Genomic DNA, 19,088 nt, shown 5'->3' with positions numbered 1-19,088 from the left:
AGATTAGTGGAAGTTAGTCTATTGATTTTTCAATGCTGTGATACATATCACAACCCCAATAACTCGGAAAGAGGCATCTTTTCAGGGGAAGCCGAGGTATATCCTGCCACCAAATGCTTTTAACATTTGGCAACTTCTATCTGTAAATTCTCAACTATCAACTCTCAACTCAAAACAATGTGGTTTATAGTCAAGACAGATGTTTTCACAGAGCAGAAATCAATGGATTTGCTGCGTGAAAAATTTAACGATACAATTGTTGACTACTACTTTCCCATGGGAAGAAGGACTTACACGAACGAAAAGGGTGAGGAAAAAGTACGCTTCACACCCGTCTTGCAAGGATTGTTCTTTATCAGAGTGGAGAGTGAAAGGCGTTTGGAAAGACTCCTTTCCCAGTACGGCTACTTCATGTATAAGGGTGTTGATTATGGAGCGAGAAGTAATGAAGTCGTAGAGCGAACCTTTTTTACTAAGGCGCATATCCTTTGTTCCGACAGTCAATCCCGAACATTGGATGAAATCGTGAAAGAGGCGAGGATTCCCGATGATGATATGGAACGTTTCATGTATTTCAGTGACAAGATAGCCGAAGGCATTGAGGGATTGAGCATCGTAGACAAACGATACGGCGACCTCATCAAGGAGAACGACACCATCCGTATTCTCAGCGGTCCCTTGAAAGGTTCGGTAGGTGTAGTCAAGCAGGTGAAGCATAAGGGCAAGAAAGACCGTCATCTTTTCGTGCGCTTTGGTAACAATCTCTGTCTGAATATCTCCAATGTTCGCCAATACGACATGCAGATAGAACATGAGGCACCATCCGAGGATGTTGGAGCATGGCGTGCCATAGACCAGATGATAGGCTATTTGCAGGCCAAAGAGCCTGAGAAAAATGCTTCTGCTACACTGCGCAATCATTTCAAGAACTATCTGAATAAGCTGACGGTATATCGCAATCGCCATTCCTCCGATATAGCATATAGTAATAAGGTGGCAGAGAAGATAACGGCTCATCAGCAGGAAATCCTGAGCAACATCGATGATTCTATGCGCAGCAACTTCCTTATCCTTGCCAATTACTTCAAGGCAGACGGCGGAACTTTAGAGCATGGGTTGAAGGAACTGATACCAGACATCATCCTCCGCCCATTTCTAACCCCAACTTCTGGAGTGACCATCCCGCAGGAACAGGACTATGCAGTGTTACGTCATGATGGCATCCTGGAGTTTATCCTCAGATGTAACCTTCGGGAGTTTTTCAGAGGCAAGGAGTATGAGGCTGACAAGTATGCTCCGGTATTCGACGAGGACTATGAGTATTATGCCCATTTTGCCCTCCTGAAGACAACCGAAGGCAAGATGAAGGCAATCTGCTCATGGGGAGGCTTCTATGATTATTATGCTTCGCAAAGTAAGGACGAACGGGAAAAATTCCATGCCAACCTGGAGAAGAAGAAATATCCCCGCTTGCTCTACTTGCTCACACAGAGCGAGTATAAGTTTGAAAATGCCAATGGTATTGGGGGATTTTCGATAGAAACAGACATCGACTATACAGATGACATGGAAGAATTGGGAAGAAGAACCCATGAATTCTTCACCCTTCATTCTCCACTCTTCACTCAGCTCACAGCGGCTGCCGTGGAAATGTGGCAGGGAGCACGTATGTTGGTGTGGCGACAGCTCCTCCAGCGTTATGTCCTGCTCCATAAGGTGCCAGTAGTTGACCTCCCATCCGTTATCTCTCCTGATTCAAAGATGGAGGATGCGTTTGTAAAGGCAGATGGTAAACTCGATATAACCAAGATTTCCGAAGCCTTGGCAGAGGCAAGGAAAATCGTAGAGGAACATTTGGAAAAAGGAGAATTTGCAAAAGCCGTCTTCAAGCTCCTTTCTGCCTCTTTGGTGTTTTCTTCTCATTTTGCTCAAGATGAACTGTATAATTATGTCACAGATACATTCAATCCCGACACCACTTTCACCGAGCTGTTCGATGTAATCATAGAACAATTCGGCAAGAAAAAAAGTTGTTCCTCGTTAATAACCCATCTGCATAAAGGTATGGTTGAATTGAAGGAACAGGATTCTTGGACCTACTTCAAGTTCCCCTCATTCCTCAAGCAAGCGAGAAAGATTGATAAGATGGTGAGGTAAATAAGATATGGCGAGGACTTGAAGCAAAAACTCCTCCAAAAGTTTGGTGGTTTCAAAGAAAACCCTTATATTTGCACTGAATATTAAAAAATAGGAGGTTTTATGGAAACATTGAATAAAGAATTTTGGGAAAAGCGTGATGCTGCGATGAAAAGATTCATGGCATCAAAGGAAAGAAAAAGAAAGCGTATGGCTGAGTTAGAGCAGATGCTCCGTCAGGATTATTTGGCTCGTACAGGAGAAGAGCCAAAGTTTGTAAATGTTTGGTGACATGAATCCGCATTTTGTAGATTACGTATCAGAATTCAACAATACTGTTAATATGTTTATGTTGAAACCCGAACATTAGCCTAGCGTTCCCAATCAGCATGCCGTCCCCCATGCGGTCCCATCCCGCACAATATGGCGAGACCTTTGATTGGTCCGCCAACCCTATAGCGTAGGGTTCCGAGCACCGGAGGGCGGTTACATCCCTAATCCCTATGGTAGGGATTTAGGGCTTGGGTATAGGGTAAGGACCCCCTCTTCGCAGAGGGGGACAGGGGAGTCGAAAAATGTTATAGGGCGTTAGCTGCTTATTCCGAAGCATGCAATGCTGAAAGATTTCGCTTCACCATTCGATATTAACATAGACCTCTACAAGTAATTGGGCAGAGTTGAAAAAACTCCTCCAAAAATTTGGTGGTTTCACAGAAAACCCTTATATTTGCAGACAAAAAAGGAGATGCAATTATGAACACAATAGCAATTGACAGCAATATATATAAAGGTGCAGAAAGTTATGCTAAATTACATAATATTAGTGTGACAGCTGCAATAGAAAAGGCGATTTCTTTGTTTTTGCAAAAGGTACAACCTAAGCAAAAGCTATTAGAAACTGCTGAGTTTAATGATGCTTTGTCTTATGTTAAAACATTAAAGGCAAAAGGTGGCAAGCCGATACCGGCAGATGAAAATAGCTTAGATGCGTTGGTTGATAAAAAATATGCATTATGAGAGTTTTTATAGATACGAATATCTTAATAGATTTCGTTGTAAATCGTGCTTGAACATTGGTCATGCGGTCATCCCATGGACCGATGCTGTCACAATCCTAAATATTCCTCATTCGAGCGACGACAAGTGCAGAGCGATACTGCAATGAGGAACAAAAATAACTTTTTTCAAAAACTGATAGGTGTAACTACTTGTAATATAGTGGTGACGCTGTGTTGGTGATATGCCAGATATGGAGCGTAAGCAATATCTAGATCAGATAAAGGAATTAGTTCAGACTGTCCAAATGCTACTGGATGCCAATCCTGTCTTGGGTAATAAGCAGAAGGAGCAAAAGACAGAGTCAGATCGTAAGATTGCCAATTTGCAGGAGCAGGTTGACAAGCTTACAGGAGAACTGCAAGCCCGCAGGCGTAAGATGTATGGCAAGAACAATGATAGGATTTCTTCAGGGGATTCTTTGACATGATTGTAGCTGGAAGAAGGGATTATGCCTTGATGACAGAGGTACTTTTAGTTAAACCTGTTTAAAAATCAGAAAAGTCCAATTTCTTAAAATACTCTGCATCCCCAGTAAACACTGGGGATGGAGTTGTATTGTCATAGGGGTTGGATGCTTACTATAAAATAGTAGGGACGCTGTATTGGTAATATACATGTTAAACAACAAACTTAATTTTCTAGAAATACCCAGTTTTCCAATAATAGTTTGGGATAAAGTTGTATAGTTATTGAAATGGATGTTTTATAATAAAACGATAGTATAATGATACAAGAGCTAATGGTAACTGCTTCAATCAAGTCTTTAGTCGATAATATTACTAAAGAGTTGGTTGTGCCTAAAATCAAGCAGTTTTGTGAAAGGCTATCTTTAGAGTATGACAAGAAGTTAATACCAACTGCTGAGCATTTTACAGAATATATGCTTCGTGCTTATGAAAAATATAGCACTGTAAATACGTTGGTATTGCGAAATCGGATAAAACAGTTAAAAAACATATATGTTCCTTTAACTTTAGAAAGTCCGGAAAATGTAGAGAATACGGAACGTATAAAACTATGTGGATACCCAAAAGAGTTTTTCCAGAAGAACAAGAAACTTCTAATAATGGATACTGCTGGTATGGGTAAATCAACAATAGTAAAGCGTTTGTTCTTAGATGTTATTGATCAGGGGTATGGTATTCCTATATTCATAGAATTGCGTAGAATTAATGAAAGTCATGATTTGATTTCTGAGATAGAGTCACAAATTAGTTCTCTAACTCAAAATTTTAATCATCAATTATTGTTGGAGTTGATCATGTCTGGAGGGTTTATATTCTTCTTTGATGGTTGTGATGAAATTCCAATGGTTGATCGTGCCTTTGCCATGCATTGCGTTGAAGATTTTATTAGCAAAGCTAGTGCCAATACATATATTATAACTTCTCGTCCAGATGAAGTCCTTAATTGTTTTGGAAATTTTAAACGTATGTCAATAAAAGGTTTAACAAAAAAAGAGTCATTTCAACTTCTACGAAGATATGACGAGAATGGTATCGTTTCTAAAACTTTGATAGAAAAATTACAAGATCATAAGTATGAAATGATTACTGAATTTTTGGAAAATCCATTATTGGTTTCTTTATTATTTACAGCATTTGACTATAAGCCAACGATACCTATAAATAAACAGGCTTTTTATCGTCAAGTTTTTGATGCGTTATTTGAAGCTCATGATTTATCTAAAGGTGATAGTTATTGTCACGAAAAACGTTCAAAATTGAATAGTGATGATTTCGCGAAAATTTTGCGAAGAGTTGGCTATGAATGTCAAAAGAGGCAACAAGTTGAATTTTTAAAGACAGATATTCTCAATATTATCGATAAAGCTAAGGGAACTTATGTTAATATGAACTTTGCTAGTTCTGATTTATTAAAGGATTTATTGACTTCTGTTCCTCTCTTTTGTAAGGATGGTAATTATTATAAATGGGCACATAAATCTCTTCAGGAATATTTTGCAGCGTTATTTATAAGTTTTGACTCAAAGAATAGTCAAGAGAAAATATTAACCTCAATATATGAGAGTGATAATATTCAGAGATATATTAATCTCTTGGATCTATACATTGATATAGATCCTACAGGTTTTCAAAAATATATTCTGATACCTTTGTTGGATAATTTTGTGTCATATTATAATTCTTTAAGGTATATAAAGCCAAATCTGCCTAAGTTATCTGTAGATGTTAGATTAGGTTACTTGTTTGGACATTCTTTTGTGATAGGAAAACAAGAGAATGGTGATCATCTTTTCGAAGAGAATTTTGGTGAATGTTTTAAGAAAAAATATGGTATAAAAGTTAAAACTGTAACTTTATTCCATCCAATGTATTATGTAGCAGATTGTTATCACAAAGAGGCTTATATCCTGAATTTACTAAAAGATAAAGAACCGGATTTATTTTCGCATCATAAAGGAGCAGTTAAAGACTCATTTTTTGTAAAAGACGGTTTTTTGGTTGATGATATAAAAAGTAATTCAAATTCGGTTGATGATTTTGATAGTTTAAATAATTTCATAGGTAATGCTGCACACTTCTTATACTTAGATATAGATAAAGTTATACCTTTCTTGGATAAATTAAGGTCAACTTTGTCTAATGGATATGATTTGGAAGATTTGTGTGATGGATTATAAAAAAACAAATACAAAACTCGTGTTGGCATCAACGTGGTAGTGAAAGTGATTTCGTTGAAAGAACAAGATCAGGAGTTCTTGACGAATAAAACCATTTTATCCTATCTCGGTGGTGTAAGCAAGGATTTTGTGAAAGATTTGCGTGAAAGTGGTGAGCTACCATATGATAAGATTCGTAATACCATATTCTATAAAATCTCTGATGTCAGAAAAATGGTAGAGAGGCATCGAATAGTCTAATTGTGTAAGCTTATAGCAAGGCGATCCCATCCCGCACAATATGGCGAAGACCTTTGATGGTCCGCCAACCTTATAGCGTAGCGGTTCTGAGCACCGGAGGGCGGTTACATCCTCTCGTCCCTGAGGGAAGAGAGGCTTGGTGAGAAAGGTGGAGCCTTCCTTAACGGTAAGGAAGGACGGGTAGGTTTTCGAACAATGTTATTGATCAATAAATAATAATTATATGAAAGGAATAGTATTAGCAGGTGGTAGCGGTACACGCTTGTACCCCATCACAAAGGGTATCAGCAAGCAGCTGATACCAATCTTTGATAAACCGATGATATATTATCCAATATCAGTTTTGATGTTGGCAGGTATCCGTGAGATACTCATTATTTCAACACCTTTTGATTTGCCAGGCTTCAAGCGCCTTTTAGGCGATGGAAGCCAGTTAGGTGTGAAGTTTGAGTATGCAGAGCAGCCATCACCAGATGGCTTAGCCCAAGCCTTCATTATCGGAGAAAAATTCATTGGTAATGATTCCGCTTGCCTCGTATTAGGCGATAATATCTTCTATGGTGCAGGATTAAATCAGATGCTGCATCAGGCAGTAGTAGATGCTGAGCAGAACAACAAGGCTACCGTTTTTGGCTATCGAGTAAGCGACCCAGAGCGATATGGAGTTGCTGAGTTTGATGAGCAAGGCAATTGCCTGAGCATTGAAGAGAAGCCTGAGCATCCAAAGAGCAACTATGCAGTGGTAGGTTTATACTTCTATCCTAACAAGGTGGTAGAAGTAGCTAAGCATATCAAGCCATCCGCTCGTGGTGAGTTGGAAATCACCACCGTAAACCAGGAGTTCCTGAAGGATAAGCAGCTGAAGGTACAGACCATGGCAAGAGGATTTGCCTGGCTCGATACCGGAACCCATGATTCTCTTTCTGAAGCATCCACCTTTATTGAGGTCCTGGAGAAGCGACAGGGCTTGAAGGTAGCTTGCTTGGAAGGAATCGCATACCGTCAGGGTTGGATTACCGCAGAACAGTTGAGAGAGAATGCTCAGCCTATGCTGAAGAACGACTATGGCAAGTATCTCCTTTCAATACTTGAAGAGAAAGATCAAACATTAAAAAAGAATTTAGAATATTAAAAACGATGAATATATTAAAAACAGAAATAGATGGCGTACTCATTATAGAGCCACGCCTCTTCCGTGATGCTCGTGGCTACTTCTTCGAGAGTTTCAGCGAGCGAGAGTTTGAAGAAAAGGTAGCCCCAATCCTGGGTCACAGTGTTCACTTCTGCCAAGATAACGAGTCTATGAGCAGTTATGGTGTAATGCGAGGCTTGCACTTCCAGCGCCCTCCATATACCCAGAGTAAGCTGGTACGCTGCGTAAAAGGTAGAGTGCTTGATGTAGCTGTAGATATCCGCAAAGGATCACCAACCTATGGCAAGCATGTGGCTGTAGAACTGACAGAAGACAATCATGTTCAGTTTTTCATTCCTAAGGGCTTTGCTCATGGTTTTGCTGTTCTCTCAGAGACAGCAGTCTTCCAGTACAAGTGCGATGAGTTCTATCATCCAGAGGCTGATGGCGGCATCAGCATCCTTGATGACTCTCTCGGCATCGATTGGAAAATCCCTACAGAGCATGCTAATCTCTCAGAGAAAGATACGAAGCATGCAATGCTGAAAGACTTCGATTCTCCATTCTATATCAATGTAGATTTATACAAATAAGATCCTATGGCTGATAAAGAATTATTAGAGTGAATGCCCTTGATGCTCCCAAAGAACTCATTATGCCTCCTCGCTCTGATATCAACAAACGAATAGCGAAGAATACGTTGCTTCTTTACTTCCGAATACTCTTTATGATGGTGGTGTCGCTGTACATGAGTCGAGTCATATTTAATGCGTTGGGAGTGGAAGACTTCGGAATATATAATGTGGTATGTTGTGTTGTGATGATTTGAATATAGAAAAGACATATCCTACTCCAATATGTTCTTTAGGGACGATTTTGATAAGCAATAAATATAAATAATTATGATAGATATACATTTTGAAGTTCAAACTAAATGTGGACAACGGTCTGATCATATTGCAAGCGTGAAGAAACCGGGCAGGTATCCATGCTTCGTGCTCAATCATAATAGCGATTGGAATGATTACGGATGTTACACGTGGTATTCATTGTTTTACTTCAATTCTTCAAAAAATAGCGATTTTATTGGTGAGTTGAAGATTATGAACAAGGATAAGGATGATACTAATAGTGTTATACCAAAAAGTTTCACGTCATTATCAAACGATTATTGTTCCCTGGGCATCACCAATAGCTATTATCACAATCTGAGACGTTTGTTTTCTGTGAATGAATGTGAGAGAATCTTGCAGGCTTTACAAGATTGCGCTGTACAGATAGAGATATATGAAAAATATAAGAATCATGGTACTTTTAAGGTTTCTCTAGTTCGGGAGCTTTCTTCTGAAAAGGCAAGACGTGAGGCTAAGTACATTATAAACAAAAGATCTCTTTCTGATGCATACAACATTAAGTATATTTTTCATCCAAAATATAACGAAGAATTGTCTGTTCCATTTACACTGAAATATGACCCAGAAGCCAAGCAATATGGTAGATGTGTTGGGATAATAGGTGAGAATGGAGTTGGTAAGACGACCATGCTGGGTGGAATGATAGAAAGTTTAATCAATCGAAATAAGGAAGAAGTACAAGAAGAATTGCCTCTTTTCAGTAGTGTCATGGCTATATGTACAACTTCTTTTGATTGTTTTGCTGATATAAAACAAGAAGAGGAAACGGCATCTCTTATGCCTTATTACTATTTTTGTGCAAATCAAAACAAGAATGAAGATTCTGACAAAATAAAGGAGTCTGTAAAAGAAATAAGAGAAAGACTATTTCAAAACTCAGAGCTGTTCGAATTCTATGACAAGATGGTAAAGAAAGTTTTACCAGAAACGAAACAATATGAATGGTGGTATTTGGAAGAGAAAAATGGCAAACAGGAATTTCGTATTGCAGATCAAGTTTTAAAAGATATGTTGAAGAATTTAAGCTCTGGTCAACTTCAACTGCTTCTGTTGATAACATTCATATTCAGAAAAATCAATTACGACACATTGTTGGTAATAGATGAACCAGAAGTTCATCTGCATCCCAAGGCAATAAACACTTTGTTCAAATTGCTGCTATTTTTGGTGGATATGTTCCAAAGCTATTGCATTGTGTCAACTCATTCACCATTGATAGTTAGAGAAGTTATCGGTAAGAATGTTTATCTGATGCGACGTACTGGAGATGATTTGGAATTGGGAAAGATTGGAATCGAAACTTTAGGTGAAGACATCTCTGTTTTGTATAACGAGATATTTGGATATGAAGAGAATGCCACTTCTTTGGCAAAGACAGTTCGTGAACTCAAAAGAAATGGAAAGTCATATAAAGACATTGTCTGTTTGTTAAGGGGCGGTTCTCATAAACTGAGTTTCAGTACAAAGATGTTGATTAAGCAAATTGTGGATTATGAGAAATCTTAAAAAGGCAAACATTGCCCCAAAAGACTTGCTGAATAGTGTTATTCTTTCAAAAAGAGGTAGCAACAAAACACGTATGGAGGCGATGAGGAATGACTTGGAAGAACGATATGATGAGTATTGTGACAAAGTTGATAACAATACTCTCCATATATTATCCGAAAAATGGCATTATGACAAGGATGCGATAGCTTCTGATGGCTACTTCCTTTATCACCAATATGACAATTCAAAAGCCTCAATGTCTGATTTGCGAGCAAAAATAATAGAGGCGAACAATGGAGAAATTGTTTTAAAATGTCCTATATGTGAGTTGCGTGATGCCACCGAATTAGACCACTACGTACCTCGCCAGTTGTTTCCTGAATTCTCAGTACATTCTTATAATCTCATTCCTACATGTCATGAATGTAACAACAATAAGTCAACAGCATGGTGCGACAGTGGTAAACGAGTGTTCTTTAATGCCTATTATGACATGCCAACAGATGAATTACTCTTTGATAGCTCTGTGTTAAAAGAGAATGGTATTCTTAGATTGGTGATAGCTCTAAAAAATCTAACCACACCAAAGGAGAGTACACGCATAGCCATATCGACAATAAAATCTTTGGATTTGATTCCTTACATAAATCAGAAGTTAAATGAGAAATTTAGCCAAAAACTAAAGGAAATAATATTAAGAAGAAAGTATTATAAAGGAACAGACGAAGAATTCTTGAAGGTAGAAAAGGAAATTTTAGAAGAAACTGTTAGAGAAATATCAGATATTAATAATTGGGAAAGAATTGTACTGTCAACGATTAAGGACGAACAGATTGTTGAAGATTGGCTAAAAGAACGATTTTGAATTAAAATGTTATAGACTCAAAGAAAAAGAATAGAATATTTATGTCACTTCAATCAAATAATAACAAGCGAATAGCGAAGAATACGCTATTGTTGTATGTGAGAATGTTATTCACTATGACAATTAGCTTATACACATCAAGAGTTATATTAAGGGTCCTTGGTATAGAGGATTTTGGTATTTACAATGTTGTTGGTGGAGTCGTGTCCATGTTGGGATTTATAACTGGTTCTTTAACAGGTGCTTCTTCACGCTTTATAACCTATAATATCGGAACTGACGATAAGAAATTAGTAACGCAAACATTTGCCAATATATTGTTTATTCATATATTGTTATCAGGACTTATTTTACTGTTAGCGGAAACTTTAGGTCTTTGGTTTATGACTACGAAATTGCAAATCCCAGATAGTCGTATGACGGCTGCAATGTGGGTATATCAGTTTTCTGTATTGTCTGCTCTTGTCTCAATCCTTTATAGTCCTTATAATGCTTTGATAGTGGCTTATGAAAAGATGTCTGCTTTTGCCTATATATCTGTTTTTGATGCAGTAATGAAACTAGTTATCGTGTATTTGCTGAATGTTTTGCCATTTGACAAGTTGATAAGTTATGCATGGCTTTTCTTTTTGATACAGTTTTTTGATATATCTCTGTATTTCATATATTGCAGAAGACATTTTGAAGAATCTCTTACTTTCCCTAAAAGGAACAAGGAACTATTCCACAAAATGTTTTATTTTGCAGGATGGACGTTAACTGGCAATCTGGCGGCTGTTGGATACACGCAGGGTATAAATATTCTCTTGAATATGTTTTTTGGACCTGTAGTCAATGCTGCACGAGGAATTGCCGTGCAAGTACAAAATGTATGTCGTAACTTTTGCTATAATTTTCAGATGGCGATAAACCCACAGATTACTAAAAGCTATGCTTCTGGTAACTTGGACTATATGCATACATTGGTAATGAAGAGTTCTAAATTCTCATTTTTTATAATGCTATTAATAACGCTTCCTATTATGCTGGAAGCTGATGTTATACTGAAGTTATGGTTAGGTACGGTACCTGAGCACACTGCAAACTTTTTAAGATTGGTGTTATGTTATAGCTTACTCTATACCTTACAGAATCCAGTCGTTCATTCCATAAATGCAGTTGGTGATTTAAAGAAATTCCAAATTATCGAAAGCTCGCTTTTGTTAACGATAGTCCCTATTTCTTATGTGGGATTAAAGTATTTCGGCATTATTCCAGAATATGTCTTTGCCATTCATTTGTGCGTAGAGATAGTAACTCAGATTGTACGCATTCAAATAGTATTGCCTAAAATATCAATGAGCATAAAAAAATATTATGTAAATGTAGTTGTGCCGTTATTTAAATTTGGTGTTTTTAGTGCCATATTCCCTATTGTTTGCTATTTTTTGATTCCAAGTAGCAATATATGGTATTCTGCTATACTATGCATTTTAAGTGTTGTTTCTGTGACTTTGACATTTTATGCTGTAGCATGTAGCAAGCAAGAACGACTCTTTGTGAATGAAAAAATTAGGGCACTTACCAATCGAGTATTTATCGTTAGAAAATAAAAAATATGACTAAAAAAACAAACACTCGCCAAGCGAACTTTGAACTATTGCGCATCCTTGCCATGTATCTGATAGTGATTTGGCATATAAAGGGGCATTATGTTGATGGATGTTCTGGGGCATTTCATCCATTAGTAGCAAAGATTTTGACAGGTCTTTCCAATTTTATTAGCTTCCATGTGGACCTGTTCATATTGATTACTGGCTATTTTGGCATTTGTAATAACAAGAAGGCTATAGTGAAGAATCTGCTTCTATGTGCGATATACCTTTGTGGATTTAATCTAATCAGTTATCTTCATAATGGAACATTTGATATAAAGGAAGTTATATTCCCGATTAGTCATAGTCCATGGTGGTTTATGACGGTATATTTCCTTTTGGTAATAGTGGCACCATTCTTGGAGAAGATGCTCTCTGCTTTGACGGATAAGGAATGGCTGGTATGGGTGGAAATACTTCTTGTACTCAATGTTTATTTCGGTCATTATCAGCATTTGAAAGTGGTCTATATGATGGGATTTGACCTTATGAATATGCTTACGGTATATAGCTTAGGAGCATTGCTCAGAAAACCAAATTTAGTAGCAAAAATTAGATTATGGGGGGCAAAAAAGTTTGCTTATCGCTTTGCTAGTACTGATTCTCTTACGTATAGTAATAGGTAAATTGTTCTTTAAAATGCAGATAGACATACTTCCGGGTGAATATTGCGCTCCATTGACAATAGCTTTGGCTGTCAATGTATTCCTGCTCTTCAAGAATGTTTCTTTGAAATCTTTAAGATTTATTACATTCTTTTCTACATCAGCAGTGAGTGTATATCTCATCACCGAATACTCTATGGTGCGAGATTGGCTTACAAGTCATTATGGGCATTACTATCAGATGCTTTGCCATAATGCTGTCGAAGGAGTGCTGTATGTCGTATTCTCCTCAATAATGATATTTGTCGTTTGCGTTTTCATAGATAAAGTGAGAATCTTTATTCAGAAAAATATAGAAAAAGTTGTTTTTAAAAAACTTCATGTATGATTCATGACATACCTTATTTAATAGATGCGTTTTGCTCAAAAATAGCAAGACGTTGCTCAAAGAAAAGTTGCTTTACTCGAAATCAAGTCGTATATCGTTATGTACAGCGAAGATTCAAACGTATGGCTCTCAAATATAGCTCGTTTGAGAAGGCTTCTGTAACGGCAAATACCAATAATACGATTTGGGTGTTTTGGGCGCAAGGGCGTGACCATATGCCAGATTTGGTAAAGCAATGCGTAGAACAGATTGATAGAATGAAAGGTGAGTTTCAGTTGGTTGTGCTTGATACTGATTCATATAAGCAATATGTTACGTTGCCAAATGTCGTATTACGAAAATTGGCAGAGGGTAAAATGACCTTGACGCATTTTTCAGACATTTTGCGTTTTGCCCTATTGCGGAAATATGGTGGATGGTGGATGGATGCCACAATCTTCCCTGTGCATCCAATAGACAAGCAAAGTTCTCTGTATTCCATAAAGAGCGCATATCAGCCACAGTATATCAGTGAATGCAAGTGGTCTTCTTTTCTTTGGTATATGCCTGCTGGTCATCCTATGGCTTGTTTCTTATCGGAGGCATGGAAAACGTATTGGGAAAAGAATGATGAATTAGTGGAATACTTTTTAATAGACCAACTTGTAAAACTATTTTATAATACAAGCACTTCTTTCCGTCATGAGATAGACGCTCTTCCAATGGAAAATGAGTATCTTTATTTCATGCAGTCTGAAGAGTCTAACCTACCGTTTGATGAAAATAAATGGAAAGAGATTTGTAATTCAACGAAGTTCTTCAAATGTAATTGGAGAAGCGATATAATGGAAAAAACTTTTGGATGGCAAGTTTTGAGATGAAACCTACATTTAGTATAATTGTTCCTGTCTATAATGTTGAGAAGTATCTTAATCGTTGTATAGACAGTATTTTGTCACAGACTTTTGAGGATTTTGAGGTGCTTCTTATTGACGATGGAAGTAATGATAAATCTGGAGCTATTTGTGATGAATATGCCAAAAGCGATAATCGAGTGAGAGTTTTTCATAAAGAAAATGGAGGAGTTAGTTCAGCAAGAAATGTTGGACTGGATAATGCTTGTGGTGAGTGGGCCTTGTTTGTTGACAGTGATGATAATGTTAATAGATACTACTTATCAAAATTTCATCAAGATTCAGATATGGAAATTCAAGGTGCTGTCACAATAAATAGTGCAAGTGATATAAAAGAAGGAGAGCTGAAATACAATGATGCGGTGCTTGAAATTCGATGTGCAGAGGATGCAATACTGAGAGATTTAAACACAGCGCCTTGGGCTAAGTGTTTTCGTAAGTCTATAATAGATACCAATAATATAAGGTTTGACGAAGATTTGTCCTATGGTGAGGATTCTATCTTTATATATGAGTATCTGTGTTTTTGCTCTACTATCAGATATAATTCTAGCGTTGGATACAAATATTATATTTTTGATACGGGACTTGGACACAAAAGGCACCCTATAGAAAAAATAGTTTCTATGTATGCCAAACAATTTGAGTTGTATCATAAGATCTTGAATGATAGTAATAAGCAACAGATGTTTTTTCACAGAAAGACACTTTTTGCATTGAGAGAATTCTTCTTGTGGTATCATGTTTCTTACAGAAAATTAAGGCAACATTCTTTTGTGGATAAAATTGTAAAGATGCATTTAAATTTATTAGAGAAAATGATGCTTTATTTTCCAAAGATTTATTTAAATTATTGTTCCTTTTATTATAAATATGTCATTAGAAAATTATGAATATTCTTTTTTTTATGCACAAATATCCTTCTTATGGAGGGATAGAAAATGTAACTACGTATTTAGCGAATTATTTTGCAAGTAAAGGCAATGGAGTTCAGATATATTCCTTTGTAGGTGTAGATTTTGAATTGTTGCTTTCTAAGCTGGATAATAAAGTAAAATTTACACAAGCGCATGATTCAGACGATTATTGTTGTCAAAAGAATTATGAACAGTTAAAACAGATTGTCAGAGAAAGAAAGATAGATTTTATCATATTTCAGGATTCTTACGCTCCTGTAGATAAACTTCTTTGGAAGTTAAAAAGTGATATTCCAACTTTAAAGATTATAACAGTAGAGCATAATACCCCTAATGCGTTTTTGAAGGCATTGCGTTATGAAATACCTCTATCTCGTATGGAGAGAATAAAAAGAAAGTTTTTTTATCCTTATTTTTATTTTAAAATATCACTCTTGATAAAGAGAAGACATTGCAGAATATATCATGAATCTGATAAGTATGTGTTGCTCACCTCTAAATTTTCTTCTGTCTTCGCTCAAATATCTGGTATATCTAAGGCAGAAAAGCTTACTGCTATCAATAATCCTATTACTATCGAGACACCAAGTTCAGTAGATTGGGACAAAAAGCAGAAAATCTGTTTGTTTCCTGCTCGCCTTGTTAGTCAAAAAGGAATAGATTATCTTATGTCTATATGGGCTAAAATAGAAAAAGTAAAAACTGATTGGGAGTTGGTTATTGTTGGTGATGGTCCTGAACGCTCAAAAATTGATAAATTTATTGAAGCCAAGAATCTCCAGCATGTGAGACTTGAAGGTTTTAAAAGTGATATGAAACCTTATTATGGGGAAGCTTCAATACTAATAGCGACAAGTATTTATGAGGGGTGGCCATTAACTCTTTCAGAGTCAATGGCTTATGGGTGTATACCTGTGGTTTTTAATAGTTATCTTGCTGCAAGTGAAATAGTTGATAACGGCAATACAGGCTTTCTTGTGCCTCCATTTGATGTAGATGTCTTTGTACAAAAGCTACTATTCCTGATGGATAATTCGGCTAAGAGGATGTTTATGGCTCAAACTGCAGTTGATACATCTGGCAAGTATAAAATAGAGAATGTAGGTGAAAAATGGCTAACTTTGTTTAATAGTATACAATGATTAAAGTCTTGTTTTTAGCAGGAACTCCAGGACTGCTTAAAAATACAAATAAATATAATGGAGGTGGCTGGATTGCTTCATTGCAAAAAGAGATAGAGAGGTCTTATTCCGACCAGGTTAAAATATCTCTTGCATTTCCCAATGATTATAATTCGGATGAATCTTACGAAGGAACTGAGTATTATGGTATAGAAACCATTAAGCATACTTTCTGGAAATATGATCAGAAGGAAGCGAAGTTTTGTGAGCGAATCAAGGAGGTGATAAATGCAGTTTGTCCCGATGTTATACTTTGTTTTGGTACGGAGAATGGTTTTGGGCTGGCAAGTACTTTAACTGATATTCCTGTAGTTATCCATTTGCAGGGAATACTTAATCCTTATTATGAAGCTTGGATGCCACAAGGATTGTCATGGAGAAAATGGCTTTTGGGAAATAAAAATGCCATTCTCACTTGGTTAGCTTTGAAATATTTCAAGAAGAGAGAAATGAAGATGTTTCGTTCTTGCAAATATTTTATTGGCAGAACGGATTGGGATAAAAATATCACTCGTTTACTCGCTCCACAGGCTACCTATTTCTATTGTAGTGAGATGTTGCGACCTGCCATATATAACAGTGAGAAGGTTTGGACAAGATCTGATAATCAAAAGAAACACATAGTATCTATTATCTCTGGCTCTATCTATAAAGGTGGTGACTTGATATTGAGAGCAGCAAAGGTGTTGAAAGAAAATGCTTCATTCGATTTCGTATGGGAAGTTTATGGTGTCAATGATATGCATGCATGGGAAATGTTGACTCATGTAAAACATGATGATGTTAACGTATGCATTAAAGGTGTGATAAATGCCAATCAATTGATAGATGTGGTTTGCTCGGCTGATGTCTATGTACATCCTTCTTACATCGAGAATAGTCCGAATACTGTTTGTGAGGCTCAATTGTTAGGTGCTCCTGTTATAGTAACTGATGTGGGAGGAACCTCAACATTGGTTAAGCATGAAGAAACAGGAATAGTTGTCCCAGCGAATGATCCATATTTGATGGCAGCTTGTATTGTGAAACTTGTTGGGGATAAATCTTCTACGCTTAGATTAGGTCGGAATGGTAGGAATGTAGCTTTAGAACGTCATAATCCAACCATGATAGTAAGTGAACTTATAAAAATTTTTAATGATATAGAAAATGATGCTTCGAAACAATAATAGTATGAGCATAAGAATATACCTATCCTTTTTTTGTATTATATTACAATCTTGCTTTTTGAATCTTTTTTCAGGTCAAGGTTGGTTAGGTTGCTTCCTTTTAATTGTATTGAACTTAAAGAATATTCAATCAACTTTAAAATGCATATATCGAACAAAAATTTTATATTTCTTTATTTGTTTTGTCATGATTATGCTATTAAAAGGATTGGACATTCAATGGATTTGTTATATGTTGTTCGTTTTTGTGGCAACAATTTGTTTTCTTTTAAATTACAGGGATGGAAAATCCTCATTTTTGGAAGACTTTTATAAATTTCTGAAATTACTATTTTATTATAGTCTTTTACATGTTGTTGTGTTGATGTTCTTTAAAAGTTCTTTACGTCCTGCAACTTTGATATCGGGTATTCAACCATATACATTTAATTATCTTTGTTTTTTTAATCAGTATTCTTCAGGTGAGCTTCGAATACAAGGTTTGGCTTGGGAACCTGGTGTGTGGCAAATCTTCCTAAATGCTTTTCTATTATTCTCCATTATTAAACAAAAAGGTATTAAAGTAATATTATTGGTTTCTTTATGTATTTATTTTACGCATTCAACAAATGGTTACATTGTTATGTTGTTAAATTGGGCTGTTTATTTATATAAATCACCTTATAAGAAAAGAATTATTCCAATAGCAGTTATGCTGGCGATATTTTCCATACCATTGTTGTGGTCTAATATTGAAAATAAATTGGTTGGTGAAAATCAAGTTTCTGGCTTGGCTCGTATAAGAGATGTCCAGGTTGGAAAGCTGTTACTATTAAAATATCCTTTAATTGGAACATCTACTGCTACTATTAATAGTGATCCAGAGGTTGTTCATCTCAAGCAGATGATATTTTATAATCAATTGGGTAGAGATGCTAATGAGTTAAATTATCAAGGATTTGAAGAAGACGGATTTTTGAATGGACTTTTAATGGTATTTTTGGATTGGGGTATTATTTTGGGAGGACTGATAATCGTTCTCTTTTGTAGGTCTCCTCTTTTGGAAAAAAAGAAAAGTATGCTAATCTATTCATGTATGTTTTTCTTGTCTCTTTTTGGTGAACCTATAAGCAGAACTATTTTGTTTTATATGTTTCCAATTTCAACGATAATGTTTCGTGAACATATTTTGTTCCGTAATGATAACTCAAAGTAATTTTTGAATATGCACTATTTACGTTGTACATTTAAACTTATTCAATATGCCTTGATGGTAATTTACTCTTTTTTGTGTACTGTTATTTTCCATGTTTTATTATTCTTTAACAGAGTAAAAATAGGAAAAAAAGTGAAATGTTATAATGCCACTCCTGCATTGCAAATCAATAGAAATTCTGGTATTGTTTCTTTAGGAAATAATGTCATGTTTAACTCCTATACAGACCAATCCTGGAACTCAAAATGCAAATTGATAGTTCTTGCCAATGCAACACTAACAATTGGAGACGATAGCGGTATGAATGGAGCCATGATATATTGTAGTCAGAGAGTGGTTATAGGTAAACATGTGAAAATTGGTGGTGGAACACGTATTTCTGATTCCAATCATCATTCTCTTGATTACAAGATACGAAGAACTTCTGAAGATTCAAAGCATGCTAAGTCTGCTCCAGTTATTATTGGTGATGATGTCTTTATTGGAGCCAATTGCTACATAGGTAAAGGCGTAACAATTGGAGCTAGAAGCATTGTTGCAGCAGGTTCTGTAGTCGTAAAGAGCATTCCTGCCGATGAAATTTGGGGTGGAAACCCTGCTAAATTTATAAAAAAGATAAATGATTAAA

At 36.2% G+C, this 19,088-nt stretch carries 17 protein-coding genes and 1 pseudogene; all 18 read left to right on the top strand.

Features of this window, described 5'->3' with window-relative positions:
- The first annotated feature begins 378 nt into the window (after window positions 1-378).
- The 18 genes and pseudogenes from V8Z93_RS13215 (at window position 379) to V8Z93_RS13130 (ending at window position 19,087) form a co-directional block, all read left to right on the top strand.
- Window positions 379-2,157: a hypothetical protein gene (locus V8Z93_RS13215; RefSeq protein WP_439431787.1), complete on the top strand. Its 1,779-nt coding sequence runs from the start codon at window positions 379-381 to the stop codon at window positions 2,155-2,157.
- A 102-nt stretch (window positions 2,158-2,259) separates the two neighbouring features.
- On the top strand, window positions 2,260-2,427 hold the full coding sequence (locus V8Z93_RS13210) for an ABC transporter ATP-binding protein (protein WP_217764881.1): 168 nt from the start codon (window positions 2,260-2,262) through the stop codon (window positions 2,425-2,427).
- 462 nt (window positions 2,428-2,889) lie between these two features.
- A complete protein-coding gene (locus V8Z93_RS13205) occupies window positions 2,890-3,153 on the top strand; it encodes a hypothetical protein (protein WP_119229824.1) in 264 nt (87 codons plus the stop codon).
- A 286-nt stretch (window positions 3,154-3,439) separates the two neighbouring features.
- Complete coding sequence (locus V8Z93_RS13200) at window positions 3,440-3,622, top strand: hypothetical protein (RefSeq protein WP_439431786.1); 183 nt, start codon at window positions 3,440-3,442, stop codon at window positions 3,620-3,622.
- 297 nt (window positions 3,623-3,919) lie between these two features.
- Window positions 3,920-5,839 (top strand): NACHT domain-containing protein, encoded by a 1,920-nt coding sequence (locus tag V8Z93_RS13195; protein ID WP_439431785.1) that lies wholly within the window; start codon window positions 3,920-3,922, stop codon window positions 5,837-5,839.
- Window positions 5,840-6,302: 463 nt separating this feature from the next.
- Window positions 6,303-7,211, top strand: a complete 909-nt coding sequence (gene rfbA / locus V8Z93_RS13190) for a glucose-1-phosphate thymidylyltransferase RfbA (protein WP_153088289.1) — start codon at window positions 6,303-6,305, stop codon at window positions 7,209-7,211.
- Window positions 7,212-7,216: 5 nt separating this feature from the next.
- Window positions 7,217-7,804 (top strand): dTDP-4-dehydrorhamnose 3,5-epimerase, encoded by a 588-nt coding sequence (gene rfbC / locus V8Z93_RS13185; RefSeq protein ID WP_439431784.1) that lies wholly within the window; start codon window positions 7,217-7,219, stop codon window positions 7,802-7,804.
- A 62-nt stretch (window positions 7,805-7,866) separates the two neighbouring features.
- Window positions 7,867-8,031, top strand: a pseudogene (locus V8Z93_RS13180) (lipopolysaccharide biosynthesis protein); the annotation flags it as partial.
- A 283-nt stretch (window positions 8,032-8,314) separates the two neighbouring features.
- A complete protein-coding gene (locus tag V8Z93_RS13175) occupies window positions 8,315-9,631 on the top strand; it encodes an AAA family ATPase (protein ID WP_439431783.1) in 1,317 nt (438 codons plus the stop codon).
- Window positions 9,618-10,478, top strand: a complete 861-nt coding sequence (locus tag V8Z93_RS13170) for an HNH endonuclease (RefSeq protein ID WP_439431782.1) — start codon at window positions 9,618-9,620, stop codon at window positions 10,476-10,478. The genes V8Z93_RS13175 and V8Z93_RS13170 overlap by 14 nt, the downstream gene beginning before the upstream one ends.
- 116 nt (window positions 10,479-10,594) lie before the next feature.
- On the top strand, window positions 10,595-12,070 hold the full coding sequence (locus V8Z93_RS13165; RefSeq protein ID WP_439431781.1) for a lipopolysaccharide biosynthesis protein: 1,476 nt from the start codon (window positions 10,595-10,597) through the stop codon (window positions 12,068-12,070).
- A 5-nt stretch (window positions 12,071-12,075) separates the two neighbouring features.
- Window positions 12,076-12,738, top strand: a complete 663-nt coding sequence (locus V8Z93_RS13160) for an acyltransferase family protein (protein WP_439431780.1) — start codon at window positions 12,076-12,078, stop codon at window positions 12,736-12,738.
- 363 nt (window positions 12,739-13,101) lie between these two features.
- Window positions 13,102-13,965, top strand: coding sequence for a capsular polysaccharide synthesis protein (locus V8Z93_RS13155; protein ID WP_439431779.1), 864 nt, complete (start codon window positions 13,102-13,104; stop codon window positions 13,963-13,965).
- A complete protein-coding gene (locus tag V8Z93_RS13150; RefSeq protein WP_439431778.1) occupies window positions 13,947-14,891 on the top strand; it encodes a glycosyltransferase family 2 protein in 945 nt (314 codons plus the stop codon). Before V8Z93_RS13155 ends, V8Z93_RS13150 begins: the two co-directional genes overlap by 19 nt.
- A complete protein-coding gene (locus V8Z93_RS13145) occupies window positions 14,888-16,057 on the top strand; it encodes a glycosyltransferase (RefSeq protein ID WP_439431777.1) in 1,170 nt (389 codons plus the stop codon). The genes V8Z93_RS13150 and V8Z93_RS13145 overlap by 4 nt, the downstream gene beginning before the upstream one ends.
- Window positions 16,054-17,265, top strand: a complete 1,212-nt coding sequence (locus V8Z93_RS13140) for a glycosyltransferase family 4 protein (protein ID WP_439431776.1) — start codon at window positions 16,054-16,056, stop codon at window positions 17,263-17,265. Before V8Z93_RS13145 ends, V8Z93_RS13140 begins: the two co-directional genes overlap by 4 nt.
- 4 nt (window positions 17,266-17,269) lie before the next feature.
- Entirely contained in the window at window positions 17,270-18,460 is a 1,191-nt protein-coding gene (locus V8Z93_RS13135) for a hypothetical protein (protein WP_439431775.1), read from the top strand.
- A gap of 9 nt (window positions 18,461-18,469) precedes the next feature.
- Window positions 18,470-19,087, top strand: coding sequence for an acyltransferase (locus V8Z93_RS13130; protein ID WP_439431774.1), 618 nt, complete (start codon window positions 18,470-18,472; stop codon window positions 19,085-19,087).
- The last annotated feature ends 1 nt before the right edge of the window (window position 19,088 follow it).

Source organism: Segatella copri (assembly GCF_051861805.1).
Taxonomy (GTDB): Bacteria; Bacteroidota; Bacteroidia; order Bacteroidales; family Bacteroidaceae; genus Prevotella; species Prevotella copri_M.
The sequence above is the reverse complement of the archived record's forward strand: the minus strand, read 5'-3'. Positions and strand labels throughout refer to the sequence as shown.

Excerpts from the sequence above, each read along its gene's own strand:
- V8Z93_RS13210 (WP_217764881.1), top strand. The coding sequence starts at position 2,260 with ATGGAAACATTGAATAAAGAATTTTGGGAAAAGCGTGATGCTGCGATG.
- V8Z93_RS13205 (WP_119229824.1), top strand. The coding sequence starts at position 2,890 with ATGAACACAATAGCAATTGACAGCAATATATATAAAGGTGCAGAAAGT.
- V8Z93_RS13200 (WP_439431786.1), top strand. The coding sequence starts at position 3,440 with ATGCTACTGGATGCCAATCCTGTCTTGGGTAATAAGCAGAAGGAGCAA.
- V8Z93_RS13195 (WP_439431785.1), top strand. The coding sequence starts at position 3,920 with ATGATACAAGAGCTAATGGTAACTGCTTCAATCAAGTCTTTAGTCGAT.
- rfbA (WP_153088289.1), top strand. The coding sequence starts at position 6,303 with ATGAAAGGAATAGTATTAGCAGGTGGTAGCGGTACACGCTTGTACCCC.
- rfbC (WP_439431784.1), top strand. The coding sequence starts at position 7,217 with ATGAATATATTAAAAACAGAAATAGATGGCGTACTCATTATAGAGCCA.
- V8Z93_RS13175 (WP_439431783.1), top strand. The coding sequence starts at position 8,315 with ATGAACAAGGATAAGGATGATACTAATAGTGTTATACCAAAAAGTTTC.
- V8Z93_RS13170 (WP_439431782.1), top strand. The coding sequence starts at position 9,618 with ATGAGAAATCTTAAAAAGGCAAACATTGCCCCAAAAGACTTGCTGAAT.
- V8Z93_RS13165 (WP_439431781.1), top strand. The coding sequence starts at position 10,595 with ATGACAATTAGCTTATACACATCAAGAGTTATATTAAGGGTCCTTGGT.
- V8Z93_RS13160 (WP_439431780.1), top strand. The coding sequence starts at position 12,076 with ATGACTAAAAAAACAAACACTCGCCAAGCGAACTTTGAACTATTGCGC.
- V8Z93_RS13155 (WP_439431779.1), top strand. The coding sequence starts at position 13,102 with ATGATTCATGACATACCTTATTTAATAGATGCGTTTTGCTCAAAAATA.
- V8Z93_RS13150 (WP_439431778.1), top strand. The coding sequence starts at position 13,947 with ATGGCAAGTTTTGAGATGAAACCTACATTTAGTATAATTGTTCCTGTC.
- V8Z93_RS13145 (WP_439431777.1), top strand. The coding sequence starts at position 14,888 with ATGAATATTCTTTTTTTTATGCACAAATATCCTTCTTATGGAGGGATA.
- V8Z93_RS13140 (WP_439431776.1), top strand. The coding sequence starts at position 16,054 with ATGATTAAAGTCTTGTTTTTAGCAGGAACTCCAGGACTGCTTAAAAAT.
- V8Z93_RS13135 (WP_439431775.1), top strand. The coding sequence starts at position 17,270 with ATGAGCATAAGAATATACCTATCCTTTTTTTGTATTATATTACAATCT.
- V8Z93_RS13130 (WP_439431774.1), top strand. The coding sequence starts at position 18,470 with ATGCACTATTTACGTTGTACATTTAAACTTATTCAATATGCCTTGATG.